18 protein-coding genes are annotated in these 17,728 nt (G+C 67.2%); 1 reads left to right on the top strand and 17 read right to left on the bottom strand.

Annotated elements, in window-relative coordinates; translation table 11 throughout:
* Positions 1–25: 25 nt before the first annotated feature.
* From WT26_RS26015 to WT26_RS25955, 13 genes are all read right to left on the bottom strand, one after another.
* Positions 26–1,270 (bottom strand): NAD(P)/FAD-dependent oxidoreductase, encoded by a 1,245-nt coding sequence (locus WT26_RS26015; RefSeq protein ID WP_059522430.1) that lies wholly within the window; start codon positions 1,268–1,270, stop codon positions 26–28.
* On the bottom strand, positions 1,267–2,229 hold the full coding sequence (locus WT26_RS26010) for a VOC family protein (RefSeq protein ID WP_069274254.1): 963 nt from the start codon (positions 2,227–2,229) through the stop codon (positions 1,267–1,269). The genes WT26_RS26015 and WT26_RS26010 overlap by 4 nt, the downstream gene beginning before the upstream one ends.
* An 18-nt stretch (positions 2,230–2,247) precedes the next feature.
* A complete protein-coding gene (locus WT26_RS26005) occupies positions 2,248–3,738 on the bottom strand; it encodes an aldehyde dehydrogenase (RefSeq protein WP_069274253.1) in 1,491 nt (496 codons plus the stop codon).
* Positions 3,739–3,760: 22 nt separating this feature from the next.
* Positions 3,761–4,588, bottom strand: coding sequence for an aspartate dehydrogenase (locus WT26_RS26000; RefSeq protein WP_059522427.1), 828 nt, complete (start codon positions 4,586–4,588; stop codon positions 3,761–3,763).
* Positions 4,581–6,248 (bottom strand): thiamine pyrophosphate-binding protein, encoded by a 1,668-nt coding sequence (locus WT26_RS25995; RefSeq protein WP_069274252.1) that lies wholly within the window; start codon positions 6,246–6,248, stop codon positions 4,581–4,583. Before WT26_RS25995 ends, WT26_RS26000 begins: the two co-directional genes overlap by 8 nt.
* Entirely contained in the window at positions 6,241–7,038 is a 798-nt protein-coding gene (locus WT26_RS25990) for an SDR family oxidoreductase (RefSeq protein WP_059522425.1), read from the bottom strand. Before WT26_RS25990 ends, WT26_RS25995 begins: the two co-directional genes overlap by 8 nt.
* 79 nt (positions 7,039–7,117) lie before the next feature.
* The gene (locus tag WT26_RS25985) at positions 7,118–7,975 is read right to left on the bottom strand and encodes an IclR family transcriptional regulator (protein WP_059522424.1); all 858 of its coding nucleotides are present in this window, start codon (positions 7,973–7,975) and stop codon (positions 7,118–7,120) included.
* Positions 7,972–8,868: an alpha/beta fold hydrolase gene (locus WT26_RS25980; RefSeq protein WP_069274251.1), complete on the bottom strand. Its 897-nt coding sequence runs from the start codon at positions 8,866–8,868 to the stop codon at positions 7,972–7,974. The genes WT26_RS25985 and WT26_RS25980 overlap by 4 nt, the downstream gene beginning before the upstream one ends.
* 18 nt (positions 8,869–8,886) lie before the next feature.
* Entirely contained in the window at positions 8,887–9,414 is a 528-nt protein-coding gene (locus WT26_RS25975) for a cupin domain-containing protein (RefSeq protein WP_034180369.1), read from the bottom strand.
* Between the two features lie 33 nt (positions 9,415–9,447).
* The gene (locus WT26_RS25970; protein ID WP_059668082.1) at positions 9,448–10,218 is read right to left on the bottom strand and encodes an SDR family oxidoreductase; all 771 of its coding nucleotides are present in this window, start codon (positions 10,216–10,218) and stop codon (positions 9,448–9,450) included.
* Entirely contained in the window at positions 10,211–11,281 is a 1,071-nt protein-coding gene (locus WT26_RS25965) for an aromatic ring-hydroxylating oxygenase subunit alpha (protein ID WP_059522421.1), read from the bottom strand. The genes WT26_RS25970 and WT26_RS25965 overlap by 8 nt, the downstream gene beginning before the upstream one ends.
* A gap of 60 nt (positions 11,282–11,341) precedes the next feature.
* Positions 11,342–11,653: a recombinase-like helix-turn-helix domain-containing protein gene (locus WT26_RS25960; RefSeq protein WP_011354711.1), complete on the bottom strand. Its 312-nt coding sequence runs from the start codon at positions 11,651–11,653 to the stop codon at positions 11,342–11,344.
* A gap of 1 nt (position 11,654) precedes the next feature.
* Positions 11,655–11,972, bottom strand: coding sequence for a non-heme iron oxygenase ferredoxin subunit (locus tag WT26_RS25955; RefSeq protein ID WP_021161517.1), 318 nt, complete (start codon positions 11,970–11,972; stop codon positions 11,655–11,657).
* Positions 11,973–12,424: 452 nt separating this feature from the next.
* Between WT26_RS25955 and WT26_RS25950 the strand changes: the two genes are divergently transcribed.
* Positions 12,425–13,504 carry a porin gene (locus WT26_RS25950; RefSeq protein WP_069274250.1) on the top strand — a complete coding sequence of 360 codons (1,080 nt, stop codon included), beginning with the start codon at positions 12,425–12,427 and terminating at the stop codon, positions 13,502–13,504.
* Between the two features lie 61 nt (positions 13,505–13,565).
* On the opposite strand, the gene pssA is transcribed toward WT26_RS25950, so the two are convergent.
* The 4 genes from pssA to WT26_RS25930 form a co-directional block, all read right to left on the bottom strand.
* Positions 13,566–14,192 carry a CDP-diacylglycerol--serine O-phosphatidyltransferase gene (gene pssA / locus WT26_RS25945; protein WP_059526605.1) on the bottom strand — a complete coding sequence of 209 codons (627 nt, stop codon included), beginning with the start codon at positions 14,190–14,192 and terminating at the stop codon, positions 13,566–13,568.
* 85 nt (positions 14,193–14,277) lie between these two features.
* Complete coding sequence (locus WT26_RS25940; RefSeq protein ID WP_069274249.1) at positions 14,278–15,231, bottom strand: IclR family transcriptional regulator; 954 nt, start codon at positions 15,229–15,231, stop codon at positions 14,278–14,280.
* Between the two features lie 225 nt (positions 15,232–15,456).
* On the bottom strand, positions 15,457–16,581 hold the full coding sequence (locus tag WT26_RS25935) for a DUF2827 domain-containing protein (RefSeq protein WP_060153379.1): 1,125 nt from the start codon (positions 16,579–16,581) through the stop codon (positions 15,457–15,459).
* Positions 16,575–17,720 carry a DUF2827 family protein gene (locus tag WT26_RS25930; protein ID WP_059885216.1) on the bottom strand — a complete coding sequence of 382 codons (1,146 nt, stop codon included), beginning with the start codon at positions 17,718–17,720 and terminating at the stop codon, positions 16,575–16,577. Before WT26_RS25930 ends, WT26_RS25935 begins: the two co-directional genes overlap by 7 nt.
* Between the last annotated feature and the right edge of the window lie 8 nt (positions 17,721–17,728).

Here is a 17,728-nt window from a genome sequence, read left to right as displayed (position 1 = left end):
GTGTCTCCTGTGTCTCGTCGCCCGGTCAGGCCAGTGCCTTGCTCGTGTCTGCCAGCGCTTCCGTATCCACTGCCCGGCCCTGGTTCATCCACTTGCGCGCGAGCTTCAGCTCACGCGCGTTGTTCACGGCGATGACACCTCTCACATGCCCTTCGCCCACGAAAAACAGCGTCGCGCGTCGCGCGGCAAGCTCGCCACGCACCACGAGCTGCGCATCCGCCGGCAGATCGCCGAGGATCTGCAGGTTCACGTCGTACTGATCCGACCAGAACCACGGAATCTCCGCGTACGGTGCGCGTACGCCCAGCACGGCCTTCGCGGCCGCGATCGCCTGGTTCTGCGCATTGGCCCACGATTCGAGCCGCACGCGCCGCTTCAGCCAGCCGTTGTGATGGTTCGCGACATCGCCGCACGCGAAGATCGCCGGGTCGCTCGTCGCGCCGAATTCGTCGACGACGATGCCGTCGTCGATCGCCAGCCCCGCATCGCTCGCGAGCGATGCGTTCAGCGCGAGGCCGATGCCGGCCACCGCGAAATCGGCGTCGATCGTCGTGCCGTCGGCAAGCGTTGCGCGAACCTTCGACGCGTCGTCCGGCTGCGCGTCGAGCGACGCCAGCGCCGCGCCGAGCCGTACGTCCACGCCGTTCGCGCGGTGCAGGTCGAGCAGGAAATCCGACACGATCGGCGGCACCGAGCGGCCGCACAGCCGCGGCGCGCCTTCGACCACGACCGCCTCGACGCCGAGCTTGCGCGCGGTCGCCGCGACTTCGAGGCCGATCCAGCCGCCGCCGATCACGAGCACGCGCCGGCTCGCGCGCAGCTTCTCGCCGAGCGCGGCCGCTTCGTCGAGCGTGCGCAGGTAATGCAGGTTCGGGGTCCTCACGAGTGCGTCCGGCAGGCGGCGCGACGTGCCTCCGGTCGCGATCACGAGACGGTCGTATCCGATCTCGCGGCCGCTTTCGGTCGTCACGACGCGGCGCGCCCGGTCGATCGATGCGGCGCGTTCCGGCTGCCACGCTTCGACGTCCAGCGCGTCGAATTCGTCGGGACGCACGACGCGCACGGTTTCGATGTCGGCGTCGCCGGCCAGCACGGCCTTCGACAGCGGCGGGCGCTCGTACGGCAGATGCGGCTCGTCGGCGATCATCACGAGACGGCCCGCGAACCCTTCCGCGCGCAGCGTCTTCAGCACCCAGCCGGCGGCCTGGCCGCCGCCGATCACGACGACCGTGCCGGGCGCGGGCTGCGCCTGTGCGTTCTCTTCGCTCACGATTTGCGCTCCGTCATGAACTTGCCTTCCGGCGCCTTCGCGTTCTTCTGCCGGCGCGTGTTGCCGTCGAGGCCGCCGTCGACGGCCCATTCGGCGAACACGGTCGGGCCCGGCTCGAATTCGCGCGGCTGCCACTCGGGCGTCAGCACGTCTTCGTCCGCGTAATACTCGATCAGGCCGCCGGCCGGGTTCTGGAAGTACCAGAAGTACGCGGACGACACCGGATGGCGCCCCGGGCCGAGCTGCGTTTCCCAGCCGCAGCGGTCGATGTGCATGCCGCCGCCGAACACCTCGTGGATGTCGCGCACGGTGAATGCGACGTGGTTCAGGCCGCGCTTGGCCGTAGGCAGCGCGAGCAGGAACAGGTCGTGGTGGCCGCCGTGCGGCGCGCAGCGCATGAACGCGCCGCGGCCCGGGTAGCGATCCGACGTCTCGAAGCCCAGCAGCTCGTGATAGAACTTTTCCTGCGCGTCGAGGCAGTTCGTGAAGAACACGACATGCCCGACCTCGACCGGCTCCGCACGCGCGTAGATCGGGCTCGGCTGGTCGACGCGCAGCGTCCGGCCCCACACGTTCGACGGCGAGCCGGTGATGTCGAGTTCGCGCTTGCGCGTGACCTCGACACGGATCGCCATCCCGTTCGGATCGATGCAGCCGAGCGCATCGTCCTGCACGTAATACCCGGGCTGGCCGGCGAGCTTCGTGCGCAGCGCGTCGAGTGCCTGCCGCGTCGCGACGCCCCACGTGACTTCACGCAGCGTCGGGCCCGCCTCGAACGCGGGCGGCAGCGCCGGATCGTCGGCCTTGACGGCCAGCACGGTGCAGCCGTTCAGCGTCTCGAAGCGTGCCCGCGTGTCGTCGTGCGAGACTTCCTTCAGCCCCCAGTCGGCGAAAAAGCGCCGGCAGGTCGCGAGATCGTCGACCCCATACGTGATCTGCTCGATTCCCAAGATGCTCATTGCGTTTTTCCCCTTCGCTCAGTTCGCCCACGGCAGCGGCGCGTCGTTCAAGCCCCAGTAGAGGCTCTTCTGCTGCATGTACTCGCGGATGCCGAGACGCCCCTTCTCGCGGCCCATCCCGCTCTCCTTCCAGCCCGAGAACGGCGTGGAGATCGAGAACAGCTTGTACGTGTTGATCCAGACGGTGCCCGTCTCGAGCGCGCGCGCGATGCGCCATGCGCGCTTGTAGTCGCGCGTCCAGATGCCGGCCGCCAGGCCGAACACGCTGTCGTTCGCCTGCGCGATCAGCGACGCTTCGTCGTCGAACGGCATCGCGACGAGCACGGGGCCGAAAATTTCTTCCTGGCAGATGCGTGCGCTGTTCGGCAGGCCTTCGAGAATCGTCGGCTGATAGAAGAAGCCATTCTCGCGACCGTCGCCCGACGGCCGCTCGCCGCCGCACAGCAGGCGGCCGCCTTCGTCGAGGCCGAGCGCGACGTAACGCTCCACCGATTCGCGATGCTTCGCGGTGATCAGCGGCCCCATCTGCGTGTCGGGGCGCGTCGGGTCGCCCACGCGCAGCTTGCGTGCGCCGGCGACCAGCCGCTTCATGAATTCGTCGTACACCGCGCGCTGCACGAACAGCCGCGAGCCCGCGATGCACGCTTCGCCCGACGAGCTGAAGATGCCGTACAGCACGCCGTTGACCGCGTGATCGAGATCGGCGTCGTCGCACACGATCGTCGGCGACTTGCCGCCGAGTTCGAGCGACACCGGCATCAGCTTTTCCGCCGCGATGCGCGCGATACCGCGGCCCACTTCGGTGCCGCCCGTGAACGACACCTTCTTCACGAGCGGATGGCGCACGAGCACGTCGCCGATCACCGAGCCCTTGCCCGGCAGCACGCTCAGCACGCCCTTCGGCACGCCCGCTTCCTCGCAGATGCGGGCCAGCGCGAGCGACACGAGCGGCGTGACTTCGGCCGGCTTGAGCACCACCGCGTTGCCGCCGGCGAGCGCCGGCGCGAGCTTCTGCGCATCGGACGCGATCGGGGAATTCCACGGCGTGATCGCCGCGATCACGCCGATCGGCTCGTACACGCTCATCGTCAGGTAGTCGCCGCGCGACGGCGTCAGTTCCTCGTCGAGCGTTTCGAGGCACGCCGCGAAATAGCGGAACGTGTTCGCCGCGCTCGCCACCAGCACGCGCGTCTCGCCGATCGGCTTGCCGTTGTCGCGACGCTGCAGGTTCGCGAGCCCTTCGTGGTTCGCGTGGATCAGCTCCGCGATGCGGTACAGCACCTGCGCGCGCAGGTGCGGCTTCAGCCCGGCCCAGTCGGCGCGGCGCCACGCGGCGTCGGCGGCCACGACGGCTTCGTTCGCATCGGCCGCGTCGGCCATGTGGATCTCGGCGTTCAGCGACTGGTCGGCCGGATAGAAGTTCGGCGTGCGCGCGCCGCGGCCGTTGCGCCATTCGCCGCCGACGAGAATCTCGCCGTTCGGCACGAGGGAAGAATCGAATGCAGTCATGTCGTTTGCGTCCGTGGCCGGTTCAGATCACGCAGCGGGCCGCGCGGTTGCGCAGCGCGCGGATCGCGCTGTACGCCGTCAGCGCGGACGTCTTCGGGTTGTCGGGCAGCGGCTTGCCGCTCATTTCCAGCGACATCTCGCCGAATGCGCCGCGCGCGGTGATGCGGTGCACGTTGCGCTCGACCGCCGGATCGGCGATCAGGCGCACGTGCGTCGCGTCGAGGCCGAGGCCCGCGAGCGCCACGGTGGCCGCGACGTTCGCGTTCTTCGGATACAGGCGCGCGGCATCGCGCGCGGTGCCTTCGAAGATCACCTTTTCCGCCGTCATCGCGCGCAGGTCGCACCTCTCCTCGGCGGGCGTGCCGAGCCAGCCGAGCGGCGGCTTGCGGCCGACGTACAGCACTTCGTCGAGACCGCCCTGCTTCGCGGAGGCCAGCGCGTCGATGCCGCCGATCGCGCCGGACAGCAGCGTGACCGTCGCGTCGCCTTCGTCGGCCGCCTGCGCGAGCGCGTCGAGCAGCGCGAGGTCGGACAGCGCGCCGATCGACGCGACCGCGCAATCGGTACCGGCCTTCAGCAGCGGCACGACGTGGTCGACGAGCGCACTGTGGCCCGCGCATTCGAGCGCGAACTCGGGGCGGCGGGCCAGTGCGTCGACCGACGACACGACCTCCACCGCACCGCCCAGCACGCCCTGCACCGCCGCGCGCTGGTGTTCCGGCACGATCACGTGCGCGACGCGCAGCGACGCATCGTGCTCGACCGCGTGGTACACGGCCGCGCCGATCGCACCGAAGCCGATCATCGCGACGTCGACGGGGGCATGGGCCCGCTTTTGCGCGTCAAGCATACTGGCGCTCCGTCGGCGCTTCCTTCTTCACCGGCGGGCCGGCGAACTGCGATGCGAACGAGCCTACCGACAGCATGTCGACCTCGACCATCACCGGCCCTTCCTTGGCCATCCCTTCGCGCACGATCGCTTCGGCGTCGTCGAGCGACGTGATCCGGTAATGCGTGAGGCCGAAGCTCGCGCAGAACTGCGCGAAATCGGGCTGGTGCAGCTGCACGAAGCAGCGGCGGCCGCCGTAGTGCGCGTCCTGGATGTTGCGGATCACGCCGTAGCACTGGTCGTTCATCAGCACGATCATCACGTTCGCGTTTTCCTGCACGGCCGTCACGAGCTCGCCGACGTTGACCATCAGCCCGCCGTCGCCGACCAGGCAGACCGTCTTCGCCGCGGCGCCCGCCAGCGCCGCGCCGATGCCCATCTGGATGCCCTGGCCGATGCCGCCGCCGAGCGCATGCACGCCCGAGCGCGGCTCGAAGATCTTCAACAGGCGGTTGCCCCACGTGCTGTTCGAGATCGTCACGTCGCGCACCCAGTTGTAGTCGCGGCCGACGGCACCCTGCAGCGTGTCGACCAGCTTCTTGTACGGCCCGAGGCCCTTCGACACGTCGGCCACCGCCTGCTCGCGGGCCGCCGCGAGATCGGCCGCGAACTGCGGATCGACCGACAGGCGGCCTTCGAGCCGGTCGGCCAGCTCGGCCAGCACGCGCTTCGAATCGCCATGCACGAACAGCTCGTTGCGATAGCCGCGGTTGTCGGCGAGTGCCTCGGCATCGACGCGGAACAGCGGCTGCGGCAGCGCGAGCCTGTATTTCAGCGTTTCGTTGCCGCGCAGGCGCGAACCGACGACGACGAGCGCATCGCAGGTCTTGTAGAACGCTTCGACGGACGCGTGCACGTTGAACGCTCCGAGCGTCGCCGGGTGATCCTCCGGCAGCACGCCGCGGCCCTGCACGCTCGTCACGACGCCGAAGCCGAGCTTCACGAGGCGCTCGACTTCCTCGCGTGCATGGCGCGCGCCGCCGCCGAGCCACAGCAGCGGGCGGCGCTTCGCCGCGAGGGCATCGGCGAGCTTCGCGACGCGTGCGGAATCGTGCTCGCGCACCGTGACGTGCGCCGGCGCGAGGTCTTCCGGCCATTCGATTTCGGCTGCCTGGATGTCGATCGGAATCTCGACCGACACCGGGCCGGTCGGCGCCGTCTGCGCGATGCGCACGGCTTCGCGGATCGTCGGCAGCACGGTTTCGACGGTGCGCACGCGGAAGGCGGCCTTCGAGATCGAGTCCAGCATCGACAGCTGGTCCGGCGCTTCGTGGATATACGCGAGATCCTGGTCGAGATACGGCGTCTCGATCTGCCCCGTGACGTGCAGCAGCGCGGTGCCTGCCGTCAGCGCCTCGACCATCGCGCCCGCCGCGTTGCCTGCCGCCGTCCCCGTACTCGTGAACGCGACGCCGAGGCCGCCCGACACGCGGGCCAGGCCGTCGGCCATGTTCAACGCGCCGGCTTCGCCGCGTGCGCCGACGTACCGGATGTTGCCGCGCGAGTTGATCGCGTCGAGGATCGGCATGTTGTGGATCGAGATGACACCGAATGCGGTCTTCACGCCGCATTGCTCGAGAAAGGCGGCAATCAGCTCGCCAACCGTGGTTTTTTCAGACATGGCGTGCAAAGCCTCCAGAAACGTCGATATGGCTGCCCGTCGTGTAGGACGACAGATGCGTTGCGAGATAAAAAAGTGCCCAGGCTGCCTCGTCGGGCTTGCCGAAGCGGTTCAGCGGAATGTGCTTCGTGCGGGCGATCGCGCCCGTCCAGTCCTCCCAGCTTTCGCCGGCCTGCGCCTGCGCTTCGTAACGGCGGCGCCACTGGCCCGACTCGACGATGCCGATCAGGATCGAGTTCACGCGGATACGCTGCGGCGCGAGTTCGGTCGCAAGCGACTTCACGAGGCTCAGCACGCCCGCGCGCGCCGACGACGTCGCGACCATGTGCGGCTCCGGCTGCAGCGCGAGCAGCGAGTTCACGCAGGTGATCGTCGGCGCCTGCGCATCGCGCAGCAGCGGCAGGAACGCGCGTGTCGGGCGGATGATGCTGAAATACTTCAGTTCGAGCTCTTCGCGCCACGCGTCGTCGGTCGTGTCCGCGAAGGTCGACACGCGGCCCTGGCCGGCGTTGTTGACCAGCATGTCGGCGCGGCCGAAACGCGTGGACACGGCCTGCGCGAACGCGGCGACGTCATGCTCGTCGAGCACGTTGCAGCGCGCGGCGAGCAGCTGCGCGCCCGGGTATTTTTCGTTGAGCATCGCCTCGGCACGCGCCAGGCGCTCGCCGTCGCGGCCGCAAATCGCGACCGACGCGCCTGCCTGCAGAAACCGTTCGGCAGTCGCGAGGCCGATGCCGGACGAGCCGCCCGTCACCACCGCCACCTGCCCGGTCAGATCGATCTGGATCATGTCGTCGGCCCTCGCCGGGCCGCCCCAAGAGGGCCGACCGCCCCCTCGGGGGGCAGCGTGCAAAGCATGCGTGGGGGTCTCATTTCAATCCTAAAGCCTTCAAAAACGTGTGCTCGTCATCCGAGCGGTAATTGAGCCGCCGCGACAGTTCCGCCGCCGCGCGCTGTACCTTGTCGATCAGCCCGTCCGCGATCAGCGCCGCGTCGATTTCCGGGCGCGGCACCGTCACCGTGATGCACGCGACGATCTTCTGCGTCTCGTTGCGCACCGGCGCCGTGACCACCGAGATGCCGCGCTCGAACGACGAATTGCTGACGCCGTAGCCGCGCAGCGCATCCTCGCGGATCACTTCGTACAGTGCGTCGACCGTTTCCGGTGTCGCGTTCGTCATCCGGTTCAGCGTGCCCTCCGGATAAAGCGCATGCAGTTCCTTCAGCGACAGGTCGCCCATCAGCACGTGGCCGTGGGTCGTCGCATGCGCGGGCAGGCGCGTGCCGACGTTGACGCGGATCGAGCTGAACACCGGCGCCTGGCTCTGCGCCTTCGCGACGAACACCACGTCGCGGCCGTCGCGGATCACGATGTGCGTCGTGAAGCCGGTGGCGTCGCGCAGGCTCTCGATCACGGGCAGGCCGAGATCGGTCAGCTCCAGCGAGCTCAGGTATTCGAAGCCGAGCCGCAGCACGGCGATGCCGAGCTTGTAGTTGCGATCCTTGTCCGCGCGCTCGAGGAAGCCGAGCGATTCGAGCGTCTGCAGCAGGCGAAACACCGTCGTGCGCGGAATGCCGAGCCGCTTCGACAGCTCGGGCGCACCGAGCACGGGCTCGCGCGGCGAGAATTCGGCGAGGATCCGCAGCCCGCGTTCGAGGCCGGGCACCACGTAGCTGGCTTCGGCCTTTTCGTTGTCGGGTTCGGGTCGTTGCAGCGGTTCGTTCATGCCAGCCCCCGCTGTTGGTCGCACTGACGGCAGAACGCGTCGATCAGGGCGGAATAGACGGCCGGAGCCTCGACATAACCGGCATGACCGGCTTGCGGAATCACCTGCAGCCCGACGTGCGCGGCCGCGGCGATCCGCTCGCACGCGGCGGGCGGCGTGATCGCGTCGTTCGCGCCGACGGCCACGGCCGTGCGACCGCGAAAGCCGGCGAGATCGGCCGCGAGATCGGCGTTCGCGAGCAGATGCGTGGCCTGCGCGTAACCGGCCGGCACGATGCGCGCCATGTTCCAGCGCACCCACGCCTTTGCCTCGTCGTTCGCGAAACCGGACAGCATGTTGCCGCTGCGTTGCTCGGCAAGCCCGGCCGGGCCGAGTTCGGCGAGCATCGCGAGCCGCGCGTCGCGGCGCGATTCGCGCGTTTCGGCCGGTGCGCTGCCGTAGCCGCCCGCGGGCGACACCAGCAGCAGGCCGGCGATCCGCGCGGGCATCACGCGGGCGAGGCCGCCCGCGACGATCGCGCCGAGCGAATGGCCGACCAGCACACAGCGTTCGATGCCGAGTGCCTCGAGCCACGCGTTCAACGCTGCCGCGTAATCGGCGGCGGCCGGCGACGCGCCGTGCACGGGCGTCGACACGCCGTAACCGGGCGCGTCCCACGCGAGCACGCGCCGCGATGCGCCGAGCGTGTCGAGCTGGCGAACCCACGATGCGGCGCCCGAGCCGATGCCGTGCAGCAGCACGACGGGCAGCGCACGGCCCGCATGCTGCGCGCCGGCCTCACGGTAGCCGATCGTGCCCGCCGCGCCGGCCGCGCAACGCTGCTCGGGAAACTGCCCGAGCAGCGCGGCGAACGCCGCGGTGCGGTCGCGCTCACGCTTGTCGATGACACTCATTGCTTCACCCGTTCCGTCTCAGCGCTTGATCTTCGCGAGCGGCGAATCGGGCGGATACGTCGGCGTGATCGGCTTCGGCGAACCGAGCATCACGCACATCAGCGCGTCTTCCTCGCCGATGTTGATTTCCGTGCGGTACACGCCCGGCGGCACCGAGATCAGGTCGCGCTCGCCGAGGATCGCTTCCCAGGTCTCGCCGTCGCGCTCGCAGATCACCTTCATCTTGCCGCGCAGCACGAAGAAGATTTCCTCGACGTCGATGTGGATGTGGCTCGGGCCGATGTTGCCGGCCGGGATGACCATCGTCGAAAACGTGAAGTTGCCGGCCGGCACCGTGTTGACGTCCTTCGCGACGCCCGTGCCGCCCGTGCCGACGTAGCGCATCTGCGCGCGGCGGTACTTCGGGTCGTAGTCGGCCTGGAACTTCAGTGCGTCCCAGTCGTAGCGCCGCGTCGCGTAGCGCGCGACGCGCCCTTCCATCCAGTCGTTGAAGCTTGCGCCTTCCGGCTGGTCCCACGACTTGCGTTCGAGATCGGCGTCCGCCATCGTCCTCTCCTTCATCAGAGTGAAAACTTCAATTCAATTCATTACGAAGCCGCCGTTCACCGGCAGCAGTTGGCCCGTCACGAAGCGCGCGCCGTCCGACAGCAGGAACAGCACGGGGCCCGTCACGTCGTCGGGCACCTGCGCGCGCGTCAGCGCGCGGCCCTGCATGTAGAACGCGTGGCGCTCGGCCGGCACGTAGGCCGTCGCCTCGACTTCCGTCAGCCCCGGCGCGATCGCGTTGACCGTCACGCCGTGCGCGCCGAACTCGCGCGCCTGCGCATGCGTCATCGCGATCACCGCGCCCTTGCTCGCGACGTACGCGAGCAGCTTCGGCGCGCCCCACAGCGCGGTGTCCGATGCGAGGTTCACGATCGCGCCGCGGCCCGACTGCGCGAGGTGCGGCAGCGCCGCATTGCTGACGAGCCACACGCCGCGCACGTTCACGTTCATCACGGCGTCCCAGGTCGACACGTCGAGCTCCGTCGACAACTTGCCGCCCGAGTTCGTGATCGCCGCGTTGTTGATCAGCGCATCGATGCCGCCGAGTGCCGCCGCGCCCTGCGCGACGAATGCGTCGACGCTCGCCGGATCGGCGAGATCGAGCGTGAAGAAATGCGCGGTGTGGCCGGCTTGCGTGAGCTGCGCGGCCAGCGCGCGGCCCTCTTCGGCCAGTACGTCGCCGAACGCGACCTGCGCGCCCGCCGCGACCAGCGCCTTCACGAACGCCGCGCCGAGCCCGCGCGCGCCGCCCGTGACGAGCACGCGGCGCCCCGGCAGCGACACGACCGGAGCACGCTCAGCCATTCGACGGCTCCGCCGCGGCCTGCGCCGCACGATGCGCATCGAGCGCGGAAAGATGCTCCTGGGCGCGCTGGCGCAGCATCCGGCGCACGCGCGTGATGCCGACGTCGTGCTGGTACAGGTATTCGTGATCGCGTGCGTGCGGCGCGAGGCTTTCGAGGACGTAGCGGTCCTGCTCGAGCACGTCCCAGTGCAGGCCCTCGAGGCGGTTGCGGTACATGAAGCGCCACACGTCGCGCTGCCAGCCGCTGACCTTGCGCGTGCGCCAGAAATAGACCTGGCAGTTGTCGCCGTCGACCGGCGTCGCGAAACCGATGATCCCGAAGTTGCCGCCGGGGCCGAACTTCTGCTTGTACGGAATCGCGAGGCGCATCCACAGGCAGCCCGTTTCGCCGAGCTCGACCCAGTCGAAGTTCACGTCGCGCTGGCCGATCTTCTCGAACATCAGGCCCGTTTCCGTCTTGCGCACGCGCATGTCGGCCTGCTTGTCGCCTTCGGCCATCGAATGCGACGTCGCGTGCAGGTACGCGCCGTGCATCGGGTCCATCACGTTGTCGATCGCATACTGGTAATTGCACTTCCAGTTCGACACGCACAGGAAGTGGCCGTATTCGTCGGCGACCAGTTCTTCCGGCAGGTTCAGCGGCGCCGGCTCGCCGTGCGCTTCGTCGCCGAACCACAGGAAGATCGCGCCGGCCTTCTCCTCGACCGGATACGACTTCACGCACTTCGTGCCTTCGAGCGGACAGTTCGACACGGCCGGCACGCGGTTGACCGTGCCGCCGCCGTCGACTTCGATGCCGTGATACCAGCATGCGATGTTGCCGCCGAGGTTCCAGCCGAGCGACAGGCGTGCGCCGCGGTGCGGGCAGCGATCTTCGAGTGCGTGAACCTTGCCTTCGTGATCGCGCCACAGCACGATCTGCTCGGACAGGCGCGTGAGGCCGACAGGCGCGTTCGACACTTGCCAGCTCGGCGCGACGGGATACCAGTAGTTCTTGATGCCGCGGTCGAGATAGTCACGGACCGGGTCGGGTTGGACTGCGTGTTGTACGGGGGACGTCATCAGTGTGCTCCGGATGCGGTTGTCGGGTCGGCGCTCAGGCGCGCGGCGCGGTCGGCGCGTTCATTCCGCCAGCGAGGCCATTTCGGCGCGGAAACGCTCAGGTGTCCAAACCGTGCCGTCCGGTGCGCGAAAGCCGATGCGGTTCAGGCCCGCGACGACATCGTCCAGCTCGATCGCGCCGGCTTCGAACACGCGTTCGAGCGCATCGCCGAGGTCGTTTTCGTACTGGGTCGGGGCTGCCTTGCGGTTCTGCCAGACCTGGTTCTCGACCTGACCGGGGATCTCGATCTGCCCCTTGCCGGCGACGTTGTTCGGCTGCGGCGCCACCCACGGCTTCAGGAAGGGGTTGAAGTTGACGGTCGCTTCTTTCATGTCATTCCACCTTGATCTGGATTTCCTCGCCGGCCAGGCGCACCGCGTACTGCTTCAGCGCGCGCCCGCCCGGGCCCTTCAGGCATTCGCCCGTCCTGATGTCGAACACGGCCTCGTGCAGCGGGCATTCGACCGTGCCTTCGTCGACGAACCCCTGCGTCAGCAGCGCGTACGCATGCGGGCACACGTTCTCGAGCGCATACACGTCGTCGCCGACGCGGTAGATCCCGATTTCGACGCCGTCGGTCCGCTTGAACTCGATCGGCGTGTCTTCCGACAGCGCGCCGGCGTGCCCGGCGCAAACCCATTGTTCAGACATCTCACACCCTTCCTTCTGATCGACTCTCGGTTTGTTCCGATTCCGATTTGTTCCATACCCGGAACAGCAGTTTATGGATGGTGATTATAGGAGCGACTTTTCACGAGTAAAACAAAAAGCTGCACACCCTAGGGAAAACACCGACCAACAAGTCGGCGATCGCGGAGACGCGCTTGAAGTCTCGGAAATCTGCTTATGTTTCGCGGATTTGCGGGCCATGTCCGGATGCGCTTCGGCCACGCGGGCCACCTCCGGCCGCTGCTCCGGCCCGATAAATTTATTTTTTTCCGCGTTTCCCGCCGCCCTATACTCCATTCCATCAGAGGCACATTGTTCCTTGTATGGAACATAAAAATGCCCATCTTGCGGTGGATGTGCGCGACAGGCAGGTCGGCCGATGCGCGCACCCCGCCCCGTATTCATTCGAGCGAGAGCGTCAGGAAGGAGATCAAATGGTCAAGCAAGCAGTAGCGGCGGCGGTCGTCGGGTTCGGCGTCGCGTCCGGCGCGTGGGCGCAGAGCAGCGTGGTGCTGTACGGCAGCCTGGATGCGGGGGTCGCGTACGTGAACAACGTCGGCGGCCATGCGAAATGGGCGATGATCCAGGGCAATACGCAGCCCGACCGGTGGGGCCTGAAGGGCAAGGAAGACCTCGGCGACGGCCTGTCGGCGATCTTCCAGCTCGAAAACGGCTTCTATACGAACAACGGCCAGTTCGCGACCGCGAACACGATCTGGAACCGCGCGGCCTTCGTCGGCCTCAGCTCGGAACGCTACGGCACGCTGACGCTGGGCCGCCAGACGCCGCTGTCGTTCGACTATCTCGATCCGCTCAGCACGGCCTACCTCGCGATGAGCTGGTATGCGTTCCACCCCGGCAACATCGACGGGCTCGCCGCGACCGGCAACGTGCCGTACAACAACGCGGTCAAGTATCGTTCGCCGACCTTCGCGGGCTTCTCGGCCGCGGCGACGATGGCGCTCGGCAACACGACGAACTTCTCGACCGGCAAGTCGGTCGGCGTCGCGCTGAATTATGCGAACGGGCCGTTCAAGGCGTCGGCCGTGTACTCGAACGAGCACGACCGCTCGATCCTGATCAGCACGACCGGCATCACGTCCTTCCAGGGGCAGAACACCGCGAACGGCTACATCGCGAACAAGGTCGAGAACATCGGCGCGGGCGCGTCCTACCAGTTCGGCGACTTCCTCGTGCATGGCCTGTACACGCGCACGAAAATGCAGTCGAACGGCTATTCGGACACGTTCCAGAGCTACGACGCGGGCGTGAACTATCGCAGCAGCGCGTTCAACACGATCGCGGGCGGCGCGGCAACCACGACGCTGGCCGGCCGCCGCTGGACGCAGGTCGAACTCGGCGACATCTATGCGCTGTCGAAGCGCACGCAGCTTTATGCGAACGTGTTGTACGAGCACGGTTCGGGCGGTGCAAAGGCCGCGTTCTTCACGGCCGGCGTGTCGAGCACCGCGAACCAGGTGGTCGTGCTCACCGGGATCCACCACTCGTTCTGACGCGGTGGCCGTGCATCGCGCGGCCGCGTGCGACCGCGCGTGCCGGAGCGGCTGCGGGCCGTCAGGGTTTCGGAATGCGGATGCGGCTGATCATCAGCGAGCCCGACAAGCCGAACACCAGCGTCAGCGGATGAAAGAGCCCGCCGGGCGTCGCGATCTCGCCGAGCCACATGGTCGGGCCGATCCCGCCGTAATAGGTGGCGACGGCCAGCATCAGCACGATGACGATCGAGGTCGGAATCGGCGTGCCCTCGAAGTACGTCACCTTGCCGGTTTCCTGCGACAGCGCTTCCGCCGTCACGTTGTAGCGCGCCAGTCGCGACACGCCGCACGCGACGAAGTAGACGAGCAGGAACCGGTCGACCATTCCGCGCATCCCGCACCCGTAGCCGATGACGGCCGGCGCGACGCCGAACGAAATGACGTCGGCGAGCGAGTCAAGCTCGCGCCCGAGCACCGACGACTTCTGGCGCCAGCGCGCGATCCTGCCGTCGAGGATGTCGAATACCAGCGCGGCGACGATCAGGCCGGCCGCGTAGTACACGTGCAGCACATCTTCGGTGGCGATGTACGAGATGATCGAGAAAATGGCGCTGGTGCCGCAGACGGCGTTGCCGAGCGTGAACCAGTCAGCCAGGTGGAATTCCCGGATCATCGAAAAGCGCCGGACGGGTTTGGTCTTGTTCATCGTTTCCACGAAATTTCCAGGGATCGCCATGCCGGCGCGGACCCGCTCGCGCTGCTGTGCGCGGCGTTCCCGCGCCGCCCGCGCATCAGAACATCGCGACCTTGTGGCGCGCGTGCGCGAACGTCGGGTCGCTTTCGAGCGGACGATAGTTCAGGCGCTGGGACAGGTCGACCGCCGCGCCGCACACGGCTTCGACGAGCCGCTCCTTCTCGCCGGCCTCGCCGATCTCCGAGCGCGGCACCGTCGCGGTGATCGCCGCGACGATCGAGCCCGAATGATCGCGCACGGGCGCCGTGACCGCCGAAATGCCGCTCTCGAACGCCGCCTCGCTGACCGCATAACCGAGCCGCGCGTAATGGCGCACGCGCTCGTACAGTTCGTCGACGGTGCCCGGCGTGCGCTCGGTGAACTGTTCGAGTTTCTTCTCCGGATAGAGCTGGCGCAGCGCGTCGCGCGTCAGGTCGCCCATCAACACGTGGCCATGCACGGTCGCATGCGCGGGCAGGCGCGTGCCGACGTGCACCTTCACCGAACCGAACATCGACGCGTTGCTCTGCGCCTTCGCGACGAACACGACGTCGCGCTGGTCGCGGATCAGCAGATGCGTCGACAGGCCCGTGGTATCGCGCAGCCGTTCGAGCACGGGCGTGCCGAGATCGGTCAGCTCGAGCGAATTCAGGTATTCGAAGCCGAGCCGCAGCACGCCGACGCCGAGCCGGAAATAACGGTCGCCGTTCACGCGCTCGAGGAAACCGAGCGCTTCGAGCGTCTGCAGCAGGCGGAACGTGGTCGTGCGCGGAATGCCGATGCGCTTCGACAACTCGGGCGCGCCGAGCACGGGCTCGCGCGCGGAGAATTCGGCGAGGATCCGCAGCCCGCGTTCGAGCCCCGGCACCAGGTAGGACGATGCGCCGCCGGACGATTCGTCGTCGCCGGCCGCGACGGGTTCCGGCGCGTCGTGCTCGGCCGCGGCCCGGCGCGACGGCCGCGCCTTCGCGGCAGGGGGTTTGGTCGCGCCGCTCATCGTTGTCTTGGCCATGTGGACATGGACGGAAGGAAATCAATCACGAAACGGGTCATGGATCAGCGTGGAGATTCAGCCATGCTACCTCAGCGCGCGCCGCGGTTTGCACCCGCGGGCATCGCCGGGACGCGGCACGCGTCGCCACGGTCCATTGAATAGTCAGACACGATCGAGAGGATATCAGCGATAGACGGCGCGACGCTATACGGGTCATCGAGCTTCGCCCGTCGCGATTCCCCGTCACTGATAGAGTTCCGCGAGCGCCGCACCGTATTGCTCGACATTGCGCTCGGCATGCGGATCGAGCGTCTTCAGGAATTCACGCGCGGTGCGCCTGTAATCGTCGAGTTGCGCATCGTGTCCCGCGAACGCCTGACGCAGCGCCAGCGCGCCGTCCTGGGGATCGAAGTCCGCATATCGGTATCCGCAGTCCCCAAGCAGCGTCGAATTGTGGATCAGCGGGTAGCCGCCATGCAGCGCCTCGTAATACAAATAATTCTGCGCATTCTCCCAATGGTGGGAAATGATCGCGTCGGCGTGCTGCCCCATGATTTCGTACGTCGGAAAACGTGCCTCGAACGACGCAAGCCCGTGGCGCACGAGGTCGAGGCTGGTCGCGAATCCGACGAACAGCGGGTCGTTTTTCAGATGAAACGTGTTGTAGACGCGCAGCACGTCGATGAAGCCCGGGGACTGGCGGTAGGCGACGTCCGCAAGCAGCATCGCAACATGGCTGGTCTTCACCATGCAGAGGTTGGGCTCGAGGATCGCGAGGCGCCAGCGCGCGTGGCCGGGTGCATAGCCGAACGGCCGGGCCGACACACTCCGGCCAACTGCGCGCTCGACGAGCAGCGGGCTCCAGATATGCTGGACGGTGCGCACCGGCGCACGCAATGCTGCTTCGTAATAGGCGGCGCACGTTTTTTCAAAGGCAGGCAAGGTCCAGATCACGTCGTATTCCGCGCCGGAGACCAGCATGCCGTGCGGGCGGCCGAAAATCATGCGCTCGACATCGATTGCGTAATCGTTGGCCACGCGCATGCCGACGACCCGCCCGCCGCGGGACTGGAAGTCCTGCGCCCACTGCGGATCGAGTTGCGCGCTCAGCTCGACGACCACGTCGAGCTGCGTGCGTGCCGTCTGCAGGTCGATTACCTGCGCCGGCGCGTCGGCCAGGAATTCGCCCGCGTCCTCGACGCGGCCATCGCCCCCATTGACCAGGAATACTGTCTCGACGAGCGGCGATTTCGCGAGCAGCATGACCAGGAAGAAACAGTTCTGGAAAATGCCGTTTTCCCACAGGGATTGCTGGCCTGCACGCACGAAGATCGTCACCCCTACCTTGAGCCGCCGTCCGTTCAACATGTCGCCCCCCGATCGCCCACCGATGTCAATCGCAACAGGCTGCGGGCATACGCAGCCAGGTTCGTCGTGTGAAGCGGATTCAGCGTGCCCAGGAACTGCGTTGCCGAGCGCCGGTAGGAATCGAAATTCTCGTCATGGTTTCGCGACGCTTCGATGAGCCGGCATGCGCCGCCCGGTATGTCGGAATCCGGATAGTAGTATCCCGCCGCACCCAGCCACGACGAGTTGTGGATCAGCGGGTAGCCCCCGTAGAGCGCGTCGAGATAGAGCGTGTTCTGGTCGTGCTGCCACTGATGCGTGACCACGGCGTCGCCGAACTGGCTCATGTAGCCGGCGAAATCGTGCCGCTGCTCGAAGCGCACTTTCCCGTTCTTCGTCAGATCCAGCGAATTGGCCAGATGCACGAACGTCGGATGATCCTTCATCTGAATCGTGTTGAGCAGATGCAGTTCGGCAACGGCATCCTCGTTCGTCCGGAAAGCCGCATCGCAGATCAGCATCGGAATGCTGCAAACCTTCGTCACGGAGATATTCGGCTCCAGTACCGCGACCCTGAGCGCGCGAAACGTATAGTCCTTGCGCGGCTGGGGACGATAGCCGAATTCGATCCCGTGATCGCTGCGCAGCGACGCGGCGCGCCGCTCGAGAAATTCCGGCGCCCACAAGTAGGGCACGTCGTACACCGGGCATCGGTACAGGGATTCGAGCATCCGGTGAAAGCCCCGGTCTCTCGGCAAGGTCCAGATTTCGTCGCAGCGCTCCGAACGGGAAAAAAAGCCTCCCCCACCGAAAATCGTGGGCTCAATCAGCGCGGTATAGGGCTGTCCGCAACAGTGGTAGACCACCTTCTTTCCCTGCGCGCGCAAATGGTCAAGCCAGCTCACGTCGAGCCCGCCCGCCATTTCGATGGCCACGTCGATCAGGTCGGTTGCATCGCGCGGCGCGATCAGCCGAAAGCCGGCGCCGTCCGCCTCGACGTCGCCGGGCAGGCACGACTGATCCCCGCAATTGAGCAGCAACACGTCCTCGACGAACGGCAACGCGCGCAACAACCGGGCCAGATGGAAGACGTTCTGGCCCAGGCCGTTTTCCCAGATGTTCTGGCCGGCGTGCGTGAGAACCGAAATTCCGATTCGCATGGCTGTTG

The organism is Burkholderia cepacia (genome assembly GCF_001718835.1).
Classification (GTDB): Bacteria; Pseudomonadota; Gammaproteobacteria; order Burkholderiales; family Burkholderiaceae; genus Burkholderia; species Burkholderia cepacia_F.
This window is presented reverse-complemented; position numbering and strand designations above follow the sequence as displayed.